14 protein-coding genes and 2 pseudogenes are annotated in these 17,250 nt (G+C 66.4%); 10 read left to right on the top strand and 6 right to left on the bottom strand.

Going from position 1 to position 17,250, the window contains the following annotated elements:
- Nucleotides 1-63: 63 nt before the first annotated feature.
- From MYXE_RS05940 to MYXE_RS05955, 4 genes and pseudogenes are all read left to right on the top strand, one after another.
- A complete protein-coding gene (locus tag MYXE_RS05940; RefSeq protein WP_085193635.1) occupies nucleotides 64-465 on the top strand; it encodes a phage holin family protein in 402 nt (133 codons plus the stop codon).
- Nucleotides 466-481: 16 nt separating this feature from the next.
- Nucleotides 482-670: pseudogene (locus MYXE_RS24265) on the top strand (DNA-formamidopyrimidine glycosylase family protein); the annotation flags it as partial.
- Nucleotides 671-877: 207 nt separating this feature from the next.
- Nucleotides 878-1,345, top strand: a complete 468-nt coding sequence (locus MYXE_RS24270; protein WP_232061810.1) for a zinc finger domain-containing protein — start codon at nucleotides 878-880, stop codon at nucleotides 1,343-1,345.
- 343 nt (nucleotides 1,346-1,688) lie between these two features.
- On the top strand, nucleotides 1,689-2,438 hold the full coding sequence (locus MYXE_RS05955; protein ID WP_085193694.1) for an SDR family oxidoreductase: 750 nt from the start codon (nucleotides 1,689-1,691) through the stop codon (nucleotides 2,436-2,438).
- A 48-nt stretch (nucleotides 2,439-2,486) separates the two neighbouring features.
- Here MYXE_RS05955 and pgi read toward each other — a convergent pair whose 3' ends face one another.
- The 3 genes from pgi to MYXE_RS05970 all read right to left on the bottom strand — a co-directional run bounded on the left by pgi (nucleotide 2,487) and on the right by MYXE_RS05970 (nucleotide 5,431).
- Complete coding sequence (gene pgi, locus MYXE_RS05960) at nucleotides 2,487-4,151, bottom strand: glucose-6-phosphate isomerase (RefSeq protein ID WP_085193639.1); 1,665 nt, start codon at nucleotides 4,149-4,151, stop codon at nucleotides 2,487-2,489.
- Between the two features lie 19 nt (nucleotides 4,152-4,170).
- Complete coding sequence (locus MYXE_RS05965; protein WP_085193641.1) at nucleotides 4,171-4,974, bottom strand: SDR family oxidoreductase; 804 nt, start codon at nucleotides 4,972-4,974, stop codon at nucleotides 4,171-4,173.
- A 154-nt stretch (nucleotides 4,975-5,128) separates the two neighbouring features.
- Entirely contained in the window at nucleotides 5,129-5,431 is a 303-nt protein-coding gene (locus MYXE_RS05970) for a chorismate mutase (protein ID WP_050947790.1), read from the bottom strand.
- 278 nt (nucleotides 5,432-5,709) lie between these two features.
- On the opposite strand from MYXE_RS05970, the pseudogene pcrA reads away from it, so the two are divergent.
- Nucleotides 5,710-8,033 (top strand): annotated as a pseudogene (gene pcrA, locus MYXE_RS05975) (DNA helicase PcrA).
- An 8-nt stretch (nucleotides 8,034-8,041) separates the two neighbouring features.
- Here the strand turns inward: pcrA and MYXE_RS25065 are convergent.
- Together MYXE_RS25065 and MYXE_RS05985 are read right to left on the bottom strand one after the other, a co-directional pair.
- The gene (locus MYXE_RS25065; protein ID WP_332102236.1) at nucleotides 8,042-8,557 is read right to left on the bottom strand and encodes a hypothetical protein; all 516 of its coding nucleotides are present in this window, start codon (nucleotides 8,555-8,557) and stop codon (nucleotides 8,042-8,044) included.
- 202 nt (nucleotides 8,558-8,759) lie between these two features.
- Entirely contained in the window at nucleotides 8,760-9,827 is a 1,068-nt protein-coding gene (locus MYXE_RS05985) for a M23 family metallopeptidase (protein WP_003922821.1), read from the bottom strand.
- A gap of 252 nt (nucleotides 9,828-10,079) precedes the next feature.
- Here MYXE_RS05985 and sucC point away from each other — a divergent pair, with 252 nt between their 5' ends.
- From sucC to MYXE_RS06000, 3 genes are all read left to right on the top strand, one after another.
- Entirely contained in the window at nucleotides 10,080-11,243 is a 1,164-nt protein-coding gene (gene sucC / locus MYXE_RS05990; protein WP_003922822.1) for an ADP-forming succinate--CoA ligase subunit beta, read from the top strand.
- A gap of 68 nt (nucleotides 11,244-11,311) precedes the next feature.
- A complete protein-coding gene (gene sucD, locus MYXE_RS05995; RefSeq protein WP_085193645.1) occupies nucleotides 11,312-12,226 on the top strand; it encodes a succinate--CoA ligase subunit alpha in 915 nt (304 codons plus the stop codon).
- Nucleotides 12,223-13,752, top strand: a complete 1,530-nt coding sequence (locus MYXE_RS06000) for an acetyl-CoA acetyltransferase (RefSeq protein ID WP_085193647.1) — start codon at nucleotides 12,223-12,225, stop codon at nucleotides 13,750-13,752. Before sucD ends, MYXE_RS06000 begins: the two co-directional genes overlap by 4 nt.
- Nucleotides 13,753-13,809: 57 nt before the next feature.
- Here MYXE_RS06000 and MYXE_RS06005 read toward each other — a convergent pair whose 3' ends face one another.
- Entirely contained in the window at nucleotides 13,810-14,658 is an 849-nt protein-coding gene (locus tag MYXE_RS06005) for an LLM class F420-dependent oxidoreductase (protein ID WP_085193698.1), read from the bottom strand.
- 252 nt (nucleotides 14,659-14,910) lie between these two features.
- Between MYXE_RS06005 and MYXE_RS06010 the strand changes: the two genes are divergently transcribed.
- Nucleotides 14,911-15,852, top strand: a complete 942-nt coding sequence (locus MYXE_RS06010; protein ID WP_003922826.1) for a DUF5336 domain-containing protein — start codon at nucleotides 14,911-14,913, stop codon at nucleotides 15,850-15,852.
- A 49-nt stretch (nucleotides 15,853-15,901) separates the two neighbouring features.
- Complete coding sequence (locus MYXE_RS06015; protein WP_003922827.1) at nucleotides 15,902-17,221, top strand: cell division protein PerM; 1,320 nt, start codon at nucleotides 15,902-15,904, stop codon at nucleotides 17,219-17,221.
- Nucleotides 17,222-17,250 lie beyond the last annotated feature (29 nt).

The raw sequence follows: 17,250 nt of genomic DNA on the forward strand, positions 1-17,250 counted from the left end.
TCTGCCCGGCTCGTTGCTCGACCCGTATCATCCCCGGACGTTTGCGTGGCAGGATCTGAACCCATGGGGCTCTTTGTTCTGCGCGCGGCACTGACCGGTTTCGCGCTGTGGGTGGTCACTTTGATCGTGCCCGGGATGAGCTTTGTCGGCGGAGATACCCGGCTGCAGCGGGTCGGCATCATCTTCGTCGTCGCGGTGATCTTCGGGCTGGTCAACGCGTTCGTCAAACCGATCGTGCAGATCCTGTCGATCCCGCTTTACATCCTCACCCTGGGCCTGTTTCACATCGTCGTCAACGCGTTGATGCTCTGGATCACGGCGTGGATCACCCGCCACACCACGCACTGGGGGCTGCACATCGACCACTTCTGGTGGACAGCGATCTGGGCGGCCATCGTGTTGTCGATCGTGAGCTGGGTGCTGTCGCTGGCGGTTCGCGACGTTAGCCGCGCCACCCGCGGGTGACCGGCACACTGAACAGATGCCCGAACTTCCTGAGATCGAGGCGCTAGCCGAGCATCTGCGCCGGCACGCGGTCGGTGAGACAATCGGCCGCGTCGACGTCGCGGCGTTTTCGGTGCTCAAGACCTTTGACCCGCCCATCACAGCGCTGCATGGCCAGACCGTCGCCGCAGCCGAGCGGTGGGGCAAATATCTGGGTCTGCGGGTCGGCGACCTGTTCTTCATAGCCCACCTGTCACGGGCGGGCTGGCTGCGCTGGTCCGACAACCTGCCCGCCACGCCGCTGCGCCCAGGTAAGGGACCGATCGCGCTGCGTGTGCACCTGGGCGCGCCCGGTCAGGGGCCCGGCTTCGACCTCACCGAGGCCGGCACCCAAAAGCGGCTGGCGGTGTGGTTGGTCGACGACCCCGCCCGGGTGCCCGGCATCGCGGCATTGGGCCCCGATGCGCTAGCGATCAGCCCCGACGACCTGGCCGGTCTGCTGGCCGGGCAGAGCGGCCGGGTCAAGACGGTGTTGACCGATCAGAAGGTCATCGCCGGGATCGGCAACGCCTACAGCGACGAGATCTTGCACACCGCACGGATTTCGCCATTCGCCACGGCCGCGAAACTCTCGCGTGAGCAGGTCGCCACGCTGCACGACGCGATGGTGTCGGTGCTCAGCGACGCGGTCACCCGCTCGGTCGGCCAACAGGCCGCGATGCTCAAGGGCGAAAAGCGCTCTGGATTGCGGGTGCACGCCCGTACCGGTTTGCCCTGTCCGGTGTGCGGGGACACCGTGCGTGAGGTGTCGTTCGCCGACAAGTCGTTTCAGTATTGCCCGACCTGCCAGACCGGCGGCAAGGTGTTGGCCGACCGGCGGATGTCGCGGCTGCTGAAGTAGCTGGGCTGATGGCGGCGACCCGCTGCGCCCGGCTTCGCCGCGCTGGCGATCGCCGCTGGGCTGATGGCGGCGACCCGCTGCGCCCGGCTTCGCCGCGCTGGCGATCGCCGCTGGGCTGATGGCGGCGACCCGCTGCGCCCGGCTTCGCCGCGCTGGCGATCGCCGCTGGGCTGATGGCGGCGACCCGCTGCGCCCGGCTTCGCCGCGCTGGCGATCGCCGCTGGGCTGATGGCGGCGACCCGCTGCGCCCGGCTTCGCCGCGCTGGCGATCGCCGCTGGGCTGATGGCGGCGACCCGCTGCGCCCGGCTTCGCCGCGCTGGCGATCGCCGCTATCCTGCCAGGGTGATTCGCCAGAAGATCCTCATCACCGGTGCGAGCTCCGGCCTGGGCGCAGAGATGGCGCGACAGTTCGCCGCCAAAGGCCGCGACCTGGCGCTGTGCGCCCGTCGCACCGACCGGCTCGACGAGCTGAAAACCGAGTTGACGCAGCAACATCCGAATAGCACGGTGGCCGTTGCCGCGCTCGACGTCAACGACCACGAGCAGGTGCCAAAAGTGTTCGCCGAGCTGTCCGACACGCTCGGCGGCATCGACCGGATCATCGTCAACGCCGGCATCGGCAAGGGGGCGCCGCTGGGCTCGGGCAAGCTGTGGGCCAACAAGGCGACCATCGAGACCAACCTGGTGGCCGCCTTGGTTCAGATCGAAACCGCGCTGGAGATGTTCAAACAGGCCGGTTCGGGACACTTGGTGCTCATCTCGTCGGTGCTCGGCGCCAAAGGAGTGCCCGGCGTCAAGGCCGCCTACGCCGCCAGCAAAGCCGGCATCCGCTCGCTGGGGGAATCGCTGCGCGCCGAATACGCGGGTGGTCCGATCAAGGTGTCGGTGATCGAGCCCGGCTACATCGAGTCGGAGATGACCGCCAAATCGGAGTCGACGTTGTTCATGGTGGACAACGAAACCGGTGTGCGGGCCCTGGTCAATGCCATCGAGCGCGAGCCGGGCCGGGCCGCGGTGCCGTGGTGGCCGTGGGCGCCGCTGGTGCAGCTGATGCGGGTGCTGCCGCCGCGGATGACCAAGTACCTCGCGTAGCGCGGCGCGGCACGAGCATGCAATTGCGCCCGCTCGCGGCAACCGGGCTCAGGCCGGACGGCCGCGCTCCACGCGGTATCGGCGCACCAGCGCGTCAGTTGAGCTGTCCGACTGCTGGTCCGGCGGCCCGTCACCGCTGATCACCGGCAGCAGCGCCTTGGCCTGCGTCTTGCCCAGTTCCACACCCCACTGGTCGAACGAGTCGATGCCCCACACCACGCCCTCGGTGAACACCTGGTGCTCGTAGAGCGCGATCAGCTGTCCCAGCACCGATGGCGTCAACCGGGTCGCCAGGATCGACGTGGTGGGCCGGTTGCCGGGCATCACCTTGTGCGGCACCACATCTGGTGGTGTGCCTTCGGCGGCGATCTCCTCGGCGGTCTTGCCGAAGGCCAGCACCTGGGTCTGGGCGAAGAAGTTGCTCATCAGCAGGTCGTGCATGCTGCCCGTGCCGTCGGCGTCCGGCAGGTCGTTGAGCGGTTGGGAAAAACCGATGAAATCGGCCGGTATCAGCCGTGTGCCCTGGTGCAGCAGCTGGTAGAAGGCGTGCTGGCCGTTGGTTCCCGGCTCACCCCAATAGATCTCACCGGTATCAGTGGTGACGGGTGTGCCGTCGGCGCGCACCGACTTGCCGTTGGATTCCATGGTCAATTGCTGCAGATAGGCGGCGAAGCGTGCCATGTCGTTGGAATACGGCAGCACGGCCCGCGATTGCGCGCCAAAGAAATTGGAGTACCACACTCCGATCAGCCCCAGCAGAGCCGGCGCGTTGGACTGCAGCGGTGCGCTCTTGAAGTGCTCGTCGACGATGTGGAAACCGGACAGGAACTCGGCGAACCGTTGTCGGCCGACGGCGGCCATCACCGAAAGCCCAATCGCCGAGTCGACCGAATACCGTCCGCCGACCCAGTCCCAGAATCCGAACATGTTGGCGGTGTCGATGCCGAACTCCTCGACCAGCTTCTTGTTTGTCGAGACCGCGACGAAATGCTTGGCCACCGCGGCGTCGCCGAGTGCCGCGGTCAGCCACCGCCGCGCGGCGGTGGCATTGGTCAGCGTCTCCAGCGTGGAAAACGTCTTCGACGAAACGATGAAAAGTGTTGTGGCAGGGTCTAAGTCAGCCAGCTTCGCGGTCAAATCCGCGGGATCGACGTTAGACACGAAACGCGCCGAGATGCCGGCGTCGGCATAGTGGCGCAGGGCCTGATACACCATCACCGGACCGAGGTCCGAGCCGCCGATGCCGATGTTGACCACGCATGCGATGCGTTTGCCGGTAGCGCCGGTCCACTCGCCGCTGCGCACCCGGTCGGTGAAATCCCCCATCGCGTCGAGCACCGCGTGCACGTCCTCGACGACGTTTTGGCCGTCGACGACCAGCTCGGCGTCGCGCGGCAGGCGCAGCGCGGTATGCAGCACCGCCCGGTTTTCCGAGGTGTTGATGTGCTTGCCGGCGAACATGTCGTCGCGGCGCTGCTCAAGGCCCGCCGCATGCGCCAGGTCGATCAGCAGCCTGAGCGTTTCGCGCGTTACCCGGTGTTTGCTGTAGTCGATGTAGAGGTCGCCGACCGTCACCGTGAAATCGCGACCGCGGTCAGGGTCGTCGGCGAACAGCTGGCGCAGGTGGGTGTCTTTGATCTCGTCGTGATGCCTGCGCAGGGCGTGCCACGCGCTGGTGGCGGAGATGTCAGGAATCTGTTGGACAGAGGCCATGGGTTCGACCCTAGTGCGCTCAGCGTGACCGGAAGCGTCGCGGCAGCCGCAGATAGGAGCGAATCGCGTCGCTGTAGGGCCACGTGCCCGCGGCCAGTTGCTCGTCGAGGTACCGCTCGAACGGTATGGTGCCCACCGCATGCTCGGGTGTTAGGTTGCCGCCGGTGCGGTAGCCGCGAGAGACGCGACCGGGCAGGGGTAGCGACACCACCGGTCGTCGTTTGCCCACCGCCGCCAGATACCGCCGGGCCAGCTCGGCGATCGGTAGCACTTCCGGGCCACCCATCTCGGCGACCCGCCCGGCGGGACCGTCTAACGCGAGTTCGGCCAGGCGTGCGCCCACCTCGCGAACATCGATGGGCTGCGCTCGCCACCCCGCCGGGACCACCAGGATCGGCGGTTTGGCCAGCATCCGCAGCGCCGCGGCGATCAGATCGTGAAATTGCGTGGTGCGCAGCACTGTCCACGGCAACCCGGAGCCCATGATCAGCTGCTCGTCGGCGAGCTTGCGCTGGTAATAGCCGAGCGGTACCCGGTCGACACCGACGATCGAAATGAAAACCAGATGCGGTTTTGCGGCCGCAAGCGCAGCATCGACGACGTGGTGAGCCGGGTCGACGCAGTGCACGATCGTGTCGACGTCCCGCATCGCTTCGGTGAGTCCTTCGCCGGTACGGACATCGCCCACCACATGGGGTGCGCGGCCGATCGAACGCAGACCGCGGCTGAGAACGCGCACCTGCGCTCCGGCATCGAGAAGGCGTTCGCTGACGACGCACCCGACCGTTCCGGTGCCACCGGTGACCAGGATCAGCTCGGCCATGATGCGGTCACCGAGGCGGTTCGACAAGTGCCCAGCACCCGCTGCAGGTCAGGTGTCATGGCCGGCAGTTGCGCACCCCGGTACTCCCAGCCGTGGGTCGACCGACACCATCGGGCAACACCAGGTGTTCGCATGCGTCATCCCCGCCTGGGGCCTAGTGACCGAGCCGACCTCGGCCCATCCGAAGCAAAAGCATGGCCAGATCTTTGCCGTCGGGACCAAGCTCGCTGTAGCGCTCGATGACCTTCATCTCACGGCTGTGCACCAGACGGGTGCCGCCGGAGGCCATCCGCAGCTTGCCGATTTCCCGGGATATCTCGGTGCGGCGTTTGACTGCGGCGAGGATCTCGGCATCGAGGCGGTCGATTTCCTGCCGCAGCTCGTCGATGTCAGGAAGCTGTTCGGTTTCCATGGGTTTGGTCTCCGCGTTCTCGTTGTGTGGGGGTCTTGGTCTCATCCGGTCCGGGGCCTCACACAACAGACGAGCCCCGGATGTGAACCGCGGGGCTCTGGAAAGCAGCTAAGCCACAGGCACCGCTGGCCGGTACCCGTAGAAAAATCGGCGACGCGACTCTTGGGTCGAGCCACGTCTACGAAGCTGCGGTTTGAGCACGGATCGAGTGTGCCACTAACGGTCGCGCCAGCGCAAAAACTGTCGGCGAACGGCGGTAAGTTTGGATCGACATGACCGCCGGTGACGATGCACGGCGAAGCGATGAGGAGGAGCAGCGCATATTGAGCGTGCATGTGACCGATGCCAAGCCCGCCCGTGAAGCAGAGCAACTCCTCGACGGGCTCAACCCCCAGCAGCGACAGGCCGTTTTGCACGAGGGTTCGCCGCTGCTGATCGTCGCCGGCGCAGGCTCGGGCAAGACGGCGGTGCTGACCCGCCGCATCGCCTACCTGATGGCGGCGCGCGACGTCGGCGCGGGGCAGATATTGGCGATCACCTTCACCAACAAGGCGGCCGCCGAGATGCGCGACCGTGTGGTGCAGCTCGTCGGAGCGCGCGCGCGCTCGATGTGGGTATCGACGTTTCACTCGATGTGCGTGCGGATCTTGCGCAATCACGCCTCGCTCATCGCGGGCCTGAATTCCAACTTTTCGATCTATGACGCCGACGATTCCCGACGCCTGCTGCAGATGGTCGGCAGGGATATGGGTCTTGACATCAAGCGGTACTCGCCTCGTCTGCTGGCCAACCGCATTTCCAACCTGAAGAACGAGCTGATCGACCCCGAAAAAGCGGCGGCCAGCGTGTCCGATGGTACCGACGAGCTCGCCCGCACGGTCGCCGCGGTCTACGCCGAATATCAGCGGCGGCTGCGCGCGGCCAATGCGCTGGACTTCGATGACCTGATTTCAGAGACCGTTTGGGTATTGCAGACGTTCCCGCAGATCGCCCAGCATTACCGGCGCCGGTTCCGGCACATTCTGGTCGACGAGTACCAGGACACCAACCACGCCCAGTATGTGCTGGTGCGGGAATTGGTCGGTCGTGATGTGGAAGACGAAGTCCCTCCCGGCGAGTTATGCGTGGTCGGCGACGCCGACCAGTCGATCTATGCGTTTCGTGGCGCCACCATCCGCAACATCGAAGACTTCGAACGCGACTACCCGGACGCCACAACGATTCTGCTGGAACAGAATTACCGCTCCACCCAAAACATTCTGTCTGCGGCCAACTCGGTGATCGCACGCAACTCCGGGCGGCGCGACAAGCGCCTGTGGACCGATGCCGGTGCGGGCGAGCTGATCGTCGGTTATGTCGCCGACAACGAACACGATGAAGCGAGGTTTGTCGCCGAGGAGATCGACGCACTCGTCGAGCGCGGCGAAATCACCTACCAGGATGTGGCCGTCTTCTACCGCACCAACAACTCGTCGCGGTCGTTGGAAGAAGTATTCGTCCGCGCTGGCATCCCCTACAAAGTCGTTGGGGGAGTGCGGTTTTACGAGCGCAAGGAGATCCGCGACGTCGTCGCCTACCTGCGGGTTCTGGACAACCCAGGCGACGCGGTCAGTCTTCGGCGCATCCTCAACACACCGCGGCGCGGCATCGGTGACCGGGCCGAGGCGTGTGTAGCGGTGTACGCCGAGAACATCGGTGCCAGCTTTGCCGACGCGCTGGTCGCCGCGGCCGAAGGCAAGGTTCCGATGTTGAACTCCCGTTCGGCGAAAGCGATCTCGGGCTTCGTCGAACTGCTCGACGATCTGCGGGGCCGTCTCGGCGACGACCTCGGCGAGCTGGTGGAGGCCGTGTTAGACCGGACCGGATACCGCGCCGAACTCGAGCCCTCCAGTGATCCACAGGATTTGGCCCGGCTTGACAATCTCAACGAACTTGTAAGCGTCGCACACGAATTCAGTATTGACCGGGCGAACGCCACCGCCTTCGACGAGTCTTTACACACTCCCGAAGACGAAGACGTGCCCGACACCAGCGTGCTGGCGGAGTTCCTTGAGCGGGTGTCGCTGGTCGCCGAGGCCGACGAGATCCCCGAGCAGAATTCAGGCGTTGTCACCCTGATGACCCTGCACACGGCGAAGGGCTTGGAGTTCCCGGTGGTGTTCGTGACCGGTTGGGAGGACGGGATGTTCCCGCACATGCGGGCGCTGGATGATCCGAGCGAGCTCTCCGAGGAACGCCGGCTGGCCTACGTCGGCATTACCCGGGCCCGCCAACGGCTCTACGTGAGCCGCGCCAAGGTCCGCTCGTCGTGGGGCCAGCCGATGCTGAATCCGGAATCGCGGTTCTTGCGGGAGATCCCGCAAGAGCTCATCGACTGGCGACGCAGCGATCCGGCACCGTCGGTCAGCGCACCGGTGACCGGCGCCGGCCGATTCGGCGCCCCCCGCCCCTCGCCGGCTCGCTCGACGGCGGCCGGCGTCCACTGCTGGTGCTTCAACCCGGCGACAGGGTCTCGCACGACAAGTACGGGCTGGGCCGGGTGGAGGAAGTTTCCGGGGTCGGCGACTCGGCGATGTCACTGATCGATTTCGGCAGCTCCGGCCGGGTCAAGCTGATGCACAACCACGCCCCGCTGACCAAGCTGTAGCCGGTGTTCTAATCGATGAGCCAGCGCTTGGTTCGGGGGTGCAGTGCGAGCACAACGCTGGCCACCGGCAACAGCGGAAGCGTGTGCACGATCCAGGCGACCCGCGCACCGGCGATGAAGATGCCGCCATAGGTAAGCAACGCGACCACCGCCCCGGCCGCGATGAGATAGCGGCCCAGGCTGCGACGCTGCAACAGCAGAATCACGCCCGCCACCGTGGCCAGGGCGAACACCAACGCCAAAAATCCCACCGCGACGCAGAACAGCCGGTCGGATCGCCACCAGCCCGCGATCAGGTCGGTGGCAACCACCGCGGTGGCCCAGCCGCTGACGAAGCTGACGGCGGAGGTGGCGACGGCTGTCGCGGAACCGGTCTGCCCGCTGCCAGCGCCGACCGCGCCGTAGCCGCCGGCCTGGCTCGGCCGCGCCGCACCCTCCCAGGCGGCCGGTCGTCGAGGAATCTGGGTGGTCTGGAACTGCTGGGTGATCGGAGGCAGCGGCGTGGTCGGTGCCCGCCGGATGATGCGCGTCCGTGGTTCGTCTTGCTGCGATGACGCTCCTGCCCCGGCTGAGGCGTTGTCGTCGGCTGGTGCTGTCGTCTCAAAGCCTTTCTGCCGTCGGTCGGTGGGTCGCTATCCAGGTTATCCAGAACTGGTCTTGCCCAACCCAGCCAAGCGGCCCGAGCTAGGCCCCGCCCAGTGCCCGGGATCGGCTTGGCCGCTCGGTTCAGCCCGCGTAATTGCCGACGCTGAGACCCCGCTGGGCCAGCCAGGGCACCGGGTCGACACGCGTGGTGCCGCCGAGAAGCACCTCGAAATGCAGATGCGGGCCGGTGGAGTTACCGCGGTTGCCCATGGTGGCGATCTGATCGCCCGCCATCACCCGCTGGCCGACGCTGACCAGCGTGCTGTTGACGTGACCGTAGAGCGTGACGGTTCCGTCGGCGTGGCGCAGCTTGACCCACATCCCGTAACCGGCGGTCGGGCCGGCATCGATGACCACACCGTCGGACACCGCCAGGATCGGGGTTCCGATCGAATTCGCGATGTCGATGCCGGCGTGCAGCACCCCCCAGCGGTATCCGAAGTTCGACGTGAAAATGCCCTTGGTCGGCATGACGAACAGTGGCTGCTGAAGCCGGGCCTCGCGTTGGGCGCGCTCCTGGGCGAAGGCGACTCCTTTGGCGAGCTCCTCGTTGTGCACCGCGATATTGGCGGCCGGCTTGACGGTGATCATCTGCATGCCGCGTGCCGAGGTCGTCGTCGCCCCGCCGTTGAGGGGCGATGCGTCGGCGGCCAGCACCGTCTCGGTCTTGGCGGCATTGGACGGGTGGGTCGCCGAATGCGCAGCCGCCGCCGCGGCGCCTGCCGCCATCGCCGTGATCAGCACGCGTCCGCGCACCGCACTGCTAGCCGGCTTGCGATGCTGGCCACGTCGCCAGGGGATGGCGGTGGTGTCCACATCGTCATCCAGCTCGTCGAGCTCTTCGGCCACCAGGTACGGATAGGAGTCGTCGGCGCAGCGCTCGATGCCGGGATCGGGCTCGCTTGGAGCGGCCAGCCAGAGCGGGGTCAGATCGTCGGTGTCGTCCAGGTCGTCCAGTTCGGGTGCCCGCAGGACCTGCACCTCGTTGTCGAAAGCGCAGTTGTCGCTGAAGTCCAGATCGTCGAGGCTGCCGAACTCGTTGAACGGGATGATGTCGGTGACCTCGTTGCGGTCGAGGTCTGGCCAGCGGTCAGCGGATCCGCGAGGGGCTCCGGCTGCAGGAGACCGGGCAAAACGATGCTGGGTCAACCTGGAAAGTCCTCGGGTCGTAACCAAAGCGTTATCTGGACCCTGAGACGTTAACCACTTTCGGACATATGTGGCAACCGATGCCGAAAATCCAGCCGGGATTGTGATCTGAATCACTCGAGCTGCCCGGTGACCTGCACCACATCGACGGATGCGGCGTCAGGGCGCTTCAGCCGTGTCGATACAGTTCCCCGCAGGCGTGGTGCGCTACCACAGCCCGACGATGCACAGGCCGATACAGACAGTGAGCCAATGGATCTTTTCGAGTACCAGGCGAAGGAGTTATTCGCCAAACACAACGTGCCCACCACCCCGGGACGGGTGACCGACAGCGCCGATGACGCCAAGGCGATCGCCGAGGAGATCGGCCGCCCGGTGATGGTCAAAGCGCAGGTCAAAACGGGCGGCCGCGGCAAGGCCGGCGGCGTGAAGTACGCCGCCACACCCGAGGACGCCTATAGGCATGCCAACAACATCCTGGGTCTGGATATCAAGGGCCACATCGTGAAGAAATTGCTGGTATCCGAGGCCAGCGACATCGCCGAGGAGTACTACGTCTCCTTCCTGCTCGACCGCGCCAATCGGACTTACCTGGCGATGTGCTCGGTGGAAGGCGGCATGGAGATCGAAGAGGTCGCTGCCACCAAACCCGAGCGGCTGGCCAAGATTCCGGTTAGCGCAGTCAAGGGTGTCGACCTGGAGTTCGCCCGGTCCATCGCCGAGCAGGGTCATCTGCCCAGCGAGGTGCTCGACGCCGCGGCGGTCACGATTCACAAGCTCTGGGAGCTGTTCGTCGCCGAGGACGCCACCCTGGTCGAGGTCAACCCGTTGGTGCGCACTCCCGACGATCAGATCCTGGCGCTGGACGCCAAGATCACCCTCGACGCCAACGCCGCCTTCCGCCAGCCGGGTCACGCCGAGTTCGAGGACCGCGACGCCACCGATCCACTCGAGTTGAAAGCCAAGGAGAACGACCTCAACTACGTCAAGCTTGACGGGCAGGTCGGCATCATCGGCAACGGCGCCGGTTTGGTGATGTCGACCCTGGACGTCGTGGCCTATGCCGGGGAAAAACACGGCGGGGTCAAACCTGCGAACTTCCTCGACATCGGTGGGGGCGCGTCCGCCGAGGTGATGGCCGCCGGCCTCGACGTGGTCCTGGGCGACCAGCAGGTCAAGAGCGTGTTCGTCAACGTGTTCGGCGGCATCACCGCGTGTGACGCGGTCGCGACCGGCATCGTCACGGCGCTGCGGATGCTCGGCGACGCGGCCACCAAGCCGCTGGTGGTGCGCCTCGACGGCAACAACGTCGACGAGGGCCGGCGCATCCTGGCCGAAGCCAACCACCCTCTCGTCACGCTGGTACCCACCATGGACGAGGCCGCCGACAAGGCCGCCGAGTTGGCGAGCGCCTGACGTGGCGATCGCAAGCGCGGCGAAGCCGGGTGCAGCGGGTCGCCACTAAGAGGAAGGACGCGTAACTGATGGCAATCTTTTTGACCAAGGACAACAAGGTCATCGTCCAGGGCATCACCGGCAGCGAGGCCACCATCCACACCGCGCGGATGCTGAAGGCGGGCACGCAGATCGTCGGCGGCGTCAACGCGCGCAAGGCCGGGACCACCGTCACACACGAGGACAAGGGCGGCAGGATGATCAAGCTGCCGGTGTTCGGCAGCGTCGCGGAGGCGATGAAAGAGACCGGCGCCGACGTGTCGATCATCTTCGTGCCGCCGAGGTTCGCCAAAGACGCCATCATCGAAGCAATCGACGCCGAAATCCCGCTGCTGGTGGTGATCACCGAGGGAATCCCGGTGCAGGACACCGCCTATGCGTGGGCTTACAACGTCGAAAAAGGAGGAACGCAGGGCCCGCTGATCCGCATCATCGGGCCGAACTGCCCGGGCATCATCAGCCCCGGTCAGTCGCTGGTGGGCATCACCCCGGCCAACATCACCGGGCCCGGCCCGATCGGTCTGGTGTCCAAGTCGGGCACCTTGACCTATCAAATGATGTACGAGCTGCGGGATCTGGGTTTTTCCACGTCGATCGGCATCGGCGGCGACCCGGTGATCGGCACCACCCACATCGACGCGATCGAGGCGTTCGAGAAGGACCCGGAAACCAAGATCATCGTGATGATCGGTGAAATCGGCGGTGACGCCGAGGAGCGGGCAGCCGACTACATCAAGGCCAACGTGTCCAAACCGGTCATCGGCTACGTCGCCGGATTCACCGCGCCGGAAGGCAAGACCATGGGTCATGCCGGGGCGATCGTGTCGGGCTCGTCGGGCACCGCCGCTGCCAAGAAGGAGGCGCTCGAGGCAGCCGGCGTCAAAGTGGGCAAGACCCCATCGGAGACCGCGGCGCTGGCCCGGAAGGTCATGCAGAGCCTGTGACCCTCGATCCGCACACGCCCGTCGTCGTCGGCGTAGGGCAGGCCGCCGAGCGGATCGATGACCCCTACTACCGCGCGATGTCGGCGGTCGAGCTGGCGGCCGCTGCGGCGCGGGCCACGCTGGAGGACTGCGGCGCCGATGCCGCCAAGGTGGCCGCCGCGATCGACACCGTGGCCGGTGTGCGGCAATTCGAGATCTCCGGGCCGGCGCAGGCGGTTTTAGGCAAGTCCAACAACTATCCGCGGTCGGTGGCGCAGCGGATCGACGCCGATCCCGGCCGCGCCATCCTGGAGATCGTCGGTGGCCAGGGTCCGCAGCACCTGATCAACGAGCTTGCCGGCGAAATCGCCCGGGGGCGTTGCGAAGTCGCGCTGATCTTCGGCTCCGACGCCACCTCGACCACCCGTTATTTCGCCGGCTTGGACAACCGGCCGGACTTTTCCGAGACGGTCGAGGGCTCGCTCGAAGACCGCGGCCACGGGCTGGAAGGGCTCATCAGCCGCTACACGGTCATCCACGGCCTGGTCGACGCCCCAACGCAGTACGGGCTGCTGGAAAATGCCCGCCGGGCGTGGACGGGTCTGGGTCCGGCGGAGTATTTGCGCTCGATGGGCGAGCTGTTCGCGCCGTTTACCAAGGTGGCCGCGGCCAATCCGTTCGCGGCTGCGCCGGTGGAACGCAGCGTCGAGGAACTGATCACCGTCACCGAAAGCAACCGGATGATTGCCGAGCCCTACCCACGGTTGCTGGTTGCCCGGGATCAGGTGAACCAGGGGGCGGCTGCACTGCTGATGTCGGTGGGGGCCGCGCAGCGGCTGGGTGTGCCACCGGAGAACTGGGTGTATCTGCACGGCCACGCCGACCTGGCTGAGCAAAGTCTGCTGGACCGCCCCGACCTGGGGCATGCGCCGTCGGCGGTGATGGCGGTGCGAGAAGCGCTGCGGGTGGCCGGCATCGGCATCGACGACGTGGCCACCTTCGACCTCTACAGCTGTTTCCCGGTGGTGGTATTTAACATCTGCGACGGCATGGGCATCGCGCCGGACGACCCGCGGGGGCTGACCCTCACCGGCGGGCTGCCGTTCTTCGGCGGTGCCGGCAACAACTATTCGATGCATGGTGTGGCCGAGACGGTTGTGCGGATGAGAAGTGCGCCAGGGCAATTCGGACTTGTCGGCGCTAACGGCGGCATCATGAGCAAATACTCGGTCGGCGTGTACTCCACTACTCCCTTGGAGTGGAAGCCGGACCGCAGTGCGCAGCTGCAGGCGGAGATCGACGCGTGGCCTTCGGTGGCGGTGACCGAACATCCCGACGGTGGCGGCGTCGTGGAGACTTACACGGTCCGCCGGGACAACGGGCGGCTGACGGGGATCATCGTCGGCCGGCTCGACGCCGACAACAGCCGGTTTCTTGCCACCACCGAGGACAAGGAGCTGATCGCGCTGCTCACCGACGGCGATCCGCTCGGACAACCGGTTTCAGTGCGCTCCTTCGACTACGGCAACCGCTGTTTACCTCGTTGACCAGACGCAGACTCGCATTGTTCGGGCAACGATCGTGCGATTCTGCGTCTGCTCGCGCTAGGCGGCAGCGGCGAGCTTGCCGGCCAGGCGTTCGACGTAGGCGGCCACTTCCTGCTCGGATCGGTCAGGCAACCCGAAAAGCACTTCGGTGACGCCCAATTCGGCCCAGTGGGCAAGTTTTTCAGGCACCGGCTTGAAGTCCAGGGCCACAATTTGCGGCGCGCCTCTGCGCCCGGCGCTTGCCCAAACGTCCTGCAATAGCTTGACCGGCTCGTCGATGTCCACGTCGCGGGGAGTGGTGATCCAGCCGTCGGCGCTGCGGACAATCCACCTGAAGTTCTTCTCGGTGCCCGCGGCGCCGACCAACACCGGGATGTGTCGCTGCACCGGTTTGGGCCAAGCCCAGCTAGGTCCGAAGTGGACGAATTCTCCCTCATAGGCGGCTTCTTCTTGGGTCCACAAGGCTCTCATCGCCTCGATATATTCGCGCAGCATCGTGCGCCTGCGCCCGGGTGGGACGCCGTGGTCGGCGAGTTCGTCGGTGTTCCAACCGAATCCGACGCCGAGACTCACCCGGCCACCCGACAAATGGTCGAGGGTGGCGATGGATTTCGCCAAGGTAATCGGGTCGTGCTCGACGGGCAGCGCCACCGCGGTGGCCAGGCGCACCCGGGAGGTGACTGCGCACGCCGTGCCCAGGCTCACCCATGGATCCAGGGTGCGCATGTACCGGTCGTCGGGAAGCGACGCGTCACCCGTCGTGGGATGCGCGGCCTGCCGCTTGACCGGAATGTGAGTGTGCTCGGGCACATAGAAGGTGTGGAAGCCATGGTCTTCGGCGAGGCGCGCGGCCGCCGCTGGGGTGATGCCGCGGTCGCTGGTGAAAAGCACAAGCCCGTGATCCATGCCGAGAATTAGAACGTGTTCACCCACCGCGAGCAAGCGGCGCCGGTAGAAGCTGCGATGACACGCCAGTCGCCGCGACACCCCCGCCGCCAGGTGCGCTAGCGTGGATGGTCGAATCGCGTCGCAACGCCTGCCCTGACAAGTCACGGCGTTAATGGAGCGGTCCACGCAGCGTCGCGCGGAAGCGGCGCCCTGGGGATACAGCGTCGCAACACAGTGGCGCCCCAACGGCACTGATGCACAGGAGAAGCCATGACGTACTCGCCCGGTAGCCCCGGATATCCACCCGCGCAGTCCCCCGGTTCCTACGGCGGCTCCCCACAGTCGTTCGCCAAATCCGATGACGGCGCCAGCAAGCTGCAGCTGTATCTGACCGTCGCGGTGGTGGCGCTCGGCCTGGCGGCCTACCTGGCGAGTTTCGGTCCCATGTTCACCATCAGCGCCGACCTGGGGCCATCCGGAAGCGATCTGTCAGGCGGTGGCGGCGGCTTGGCGATCGTTGCGGCCCTGCTGGCGGCGCTGTTAGCGGCGGTGGGTCTGCTACCCAAGGCAAAGAACTACACCGCCGTCGTCGGCGCGGTGGCGGTGGTAGGCGCCTTGCTGGCGATCTCTCAGGCGCTCAGCAGGCCCAGCGGCTTCTCGATCGGCTGGGCGCTGTGGTTTGTGCTGGCTTGCACGGTGGCGCAGGCGATCGTCGCGGTTGGAGCACTTTTGCTGGACGCCGGCGTCGTCACCCCGCCCGCGCCGCGGCCCAGATACGACCAGTACGCGCAGTATGGGCAGTACGGCACCCAGCCCGGCGGATATTACGGCCAGGCCGGCGGGCAGCAACACGCCCCGTTTCAGCATCATGGGCAGCAGCCGTCCCCGCAGCCTTCCGGCTATGGGTCGCAGTACGGCGGTTATTCCGGCCCGTCCACTGGCGGATTCGGCGCGGTCGGTCACCAGCAGGGCGCGCAGACGGGCCCGCAGCAGCAGTCTTCGCAGCAAGGTCCGCCCACTCCGCCGACCGGATTCCCCAGCTATGGCCAGCCGCCGTCTGGGTCTGGCCAGGGTGCTCAAGGTCACGGCCAAGGCAACTCCGGAAACCAGGGGGGAACCGGCCAGGGCCAGCAGCAGAGCCAGGGCCAGCAGCAGGGCCAGGGCCAGCAGCCGCAGTCGCCGTCCTCGCCATCGGGCCCACCGCCGTCCTAGCCAGGCGATTCTGCGCCTAGCCAGCCACCTGCGCGAAGACTGACCACAGGTGCAAAACAGTCGAGCAGCGAGCGCACACCAGGCGCGCGAGCTTCTGCGGGTGGCGTTCGGGCCGGCTGTCGTGGCGCTGGTCGTCATCGCCGCGGTCACGCTGCTGCAGCTGCTGATCGCCAACAGCGACATGACCGGCGCGCTGGGCGCCATCGCCAGCATGTGGCTCGGGGTGCACGATGTGCCGATTTCCATCGGCGGCCGTCAACTAGGGGTGATGCCCCTGCTTCCGGTGCTGCTGATGGTGTGGGCGACAGCGCGAACCACCGCACTGGCCACACCACCGGCGGCGTCTTGGTTCGTCATCCGCTGGATCGTGGCCTCAGCACTGGGTGGGCCGTTGCTTTGTGCGGCGATCTCGCTGGCCGTCATTCACGATGCCGCCTCGGTGATCACCGAGCTTCAAACCCCCAATGCGTTGCGCGCATTTGCCAGCGTGCTGGTGGTGCACGCGATCGGTGCCGCCGTCGGGGTGGGATCGAAAGTCGGGCCCCGGCTGCTGGCGGCCTCGCCGTTGCCGGGGTGGCTGGGCGGTTCGCTGCGCGCGGCAGCGGCGGGAGTGTTGGCGCTGATCGGACTGTCGGGGCTGGTGACGGCGGTATCGCTGGTTGTGCACTGGGCGAGGATGCATGAGCTCTACGCGATCACCGACTCGGTATTCGGCCAATTCAGTCTCACGGTGTTGTCGGTGCTCTATGCGCCGAACGTCATCGTTGGCGCGACCGCGGTCGCGGTGGGGTCCAGCGCCCACGTGGGGTTCGCGACGTTTAGTTCGTTCACCGTTTTCGGCGGCGACATCCCGTCCCTGCCGGTCTTGGCCGCGACCCCGGCACCGCCGCTCGACCCGGTGTGGGTCGGATTGCTGATCATTGGCGCCTCGTCGGGTGTGGCGGTGGGACAGCAATGCGCGCGACACCCGTTGCCGCTGGCGCCCGCGATGGGCAAGCTGCTGTCGGCGGCGGTGCTCGCGGCGCTGACGATGGCGCTGCTCGGTTACGCCGCCGGCGGAGAGCTGGGCAACTTCGGCGGCGTCGGCGTGGACCAGGCAACCTTCGGGATCGCGGTATTCCTCTGGTTCTCGGTTGTCGGCGCGATCACCGTGGCAATGGCCAACGGGATCCAGCGCGAACCCGCCGGACCTAAGTTCCGGCCGCAACCCGCAGAGGAGGTCGCCGCCGAGACACCGACGCCCTCCCAACCGGACCGCGACGACGCCGGCCCTGACATTGCCGATGAAGACACGCTGCTCCCTGTCGACGACGCACAAGACGACACCGGCCCGACGAGCGCCGAACAGTCGCCGAACGATTCAGATTGAGCCGCGATTGTCCGGTTCCTCCTCGCGCC

It is taken from the genome of Mycobacterium xenopi, from assembly GCF_009936235.1.
GTDB classification, from domain to species: domain Bacteria; phylum Actinomycetota; class Actinomycetes; order Mycobacteriales; family Mycobacteriaceae; genus Mycobacterium; species Mycobacterium xenopi.

Excerpts from the sequence above, each read along its gene's own strand:
- MYXE_RS05940 (WP_085193635.1), top strand. The coding sequence starts at position 64 with ATGGGGCTCTTTGTTCTGCGCGCGGCACTGACCGGTTTCGCGCTGTGG.
- pgi (WP_085193639.1), bottom strand. The coding sequence starts at position 4,151 with ATGGCCTCTGTCCAACAGATTCCTGACATCTCCGCCACCAGCGCGTGG.
- MYXE_RS05965 (WP_085193641.1), bottom strand. The coding sequence starts at position 4,974 with ATGGCCGAGCTGATCCTGGTCACCGGTGGCACCGGAACGGTCGGGTGC.
- MYXE_RS05970 (WP_050947790.1), bottom strand. The coding sequence starts at position 5,431 with ATGAGACCAAGACCCCCACACAACGAGAACGCGGAGACCAAACCCATG.
- sucC (WP_003922822.1), top strand. The coding sequence starts at position 10,080 with ATGGATCTTTTCGAGTACCAGGCGAAGGAGTTATTCGCCAAACACAAC.
- sucD (WP_085193645.1), top strand. The coding sequence starts at position 11,312 with ATGGCAATCTTTTTGACCAAGGACAACAAGGTCATCGTCCAGGGCATC.
- MYXE_RS06005 (WP_085193698.1), bottom strand. The coding sequence starts at position 14,658 with ATGGATCACGGGCTTGTGCTTTTCACCAGCGACCGCGGCATCACCCCA.
- MYXE_RS06010 (WP_003922826.1), top strand. The coding sequence starts at position 14,911 with ATGACGTACTCGCCCGGTAGCCCCGGATATCCACCCGCGCAGTCCCCC.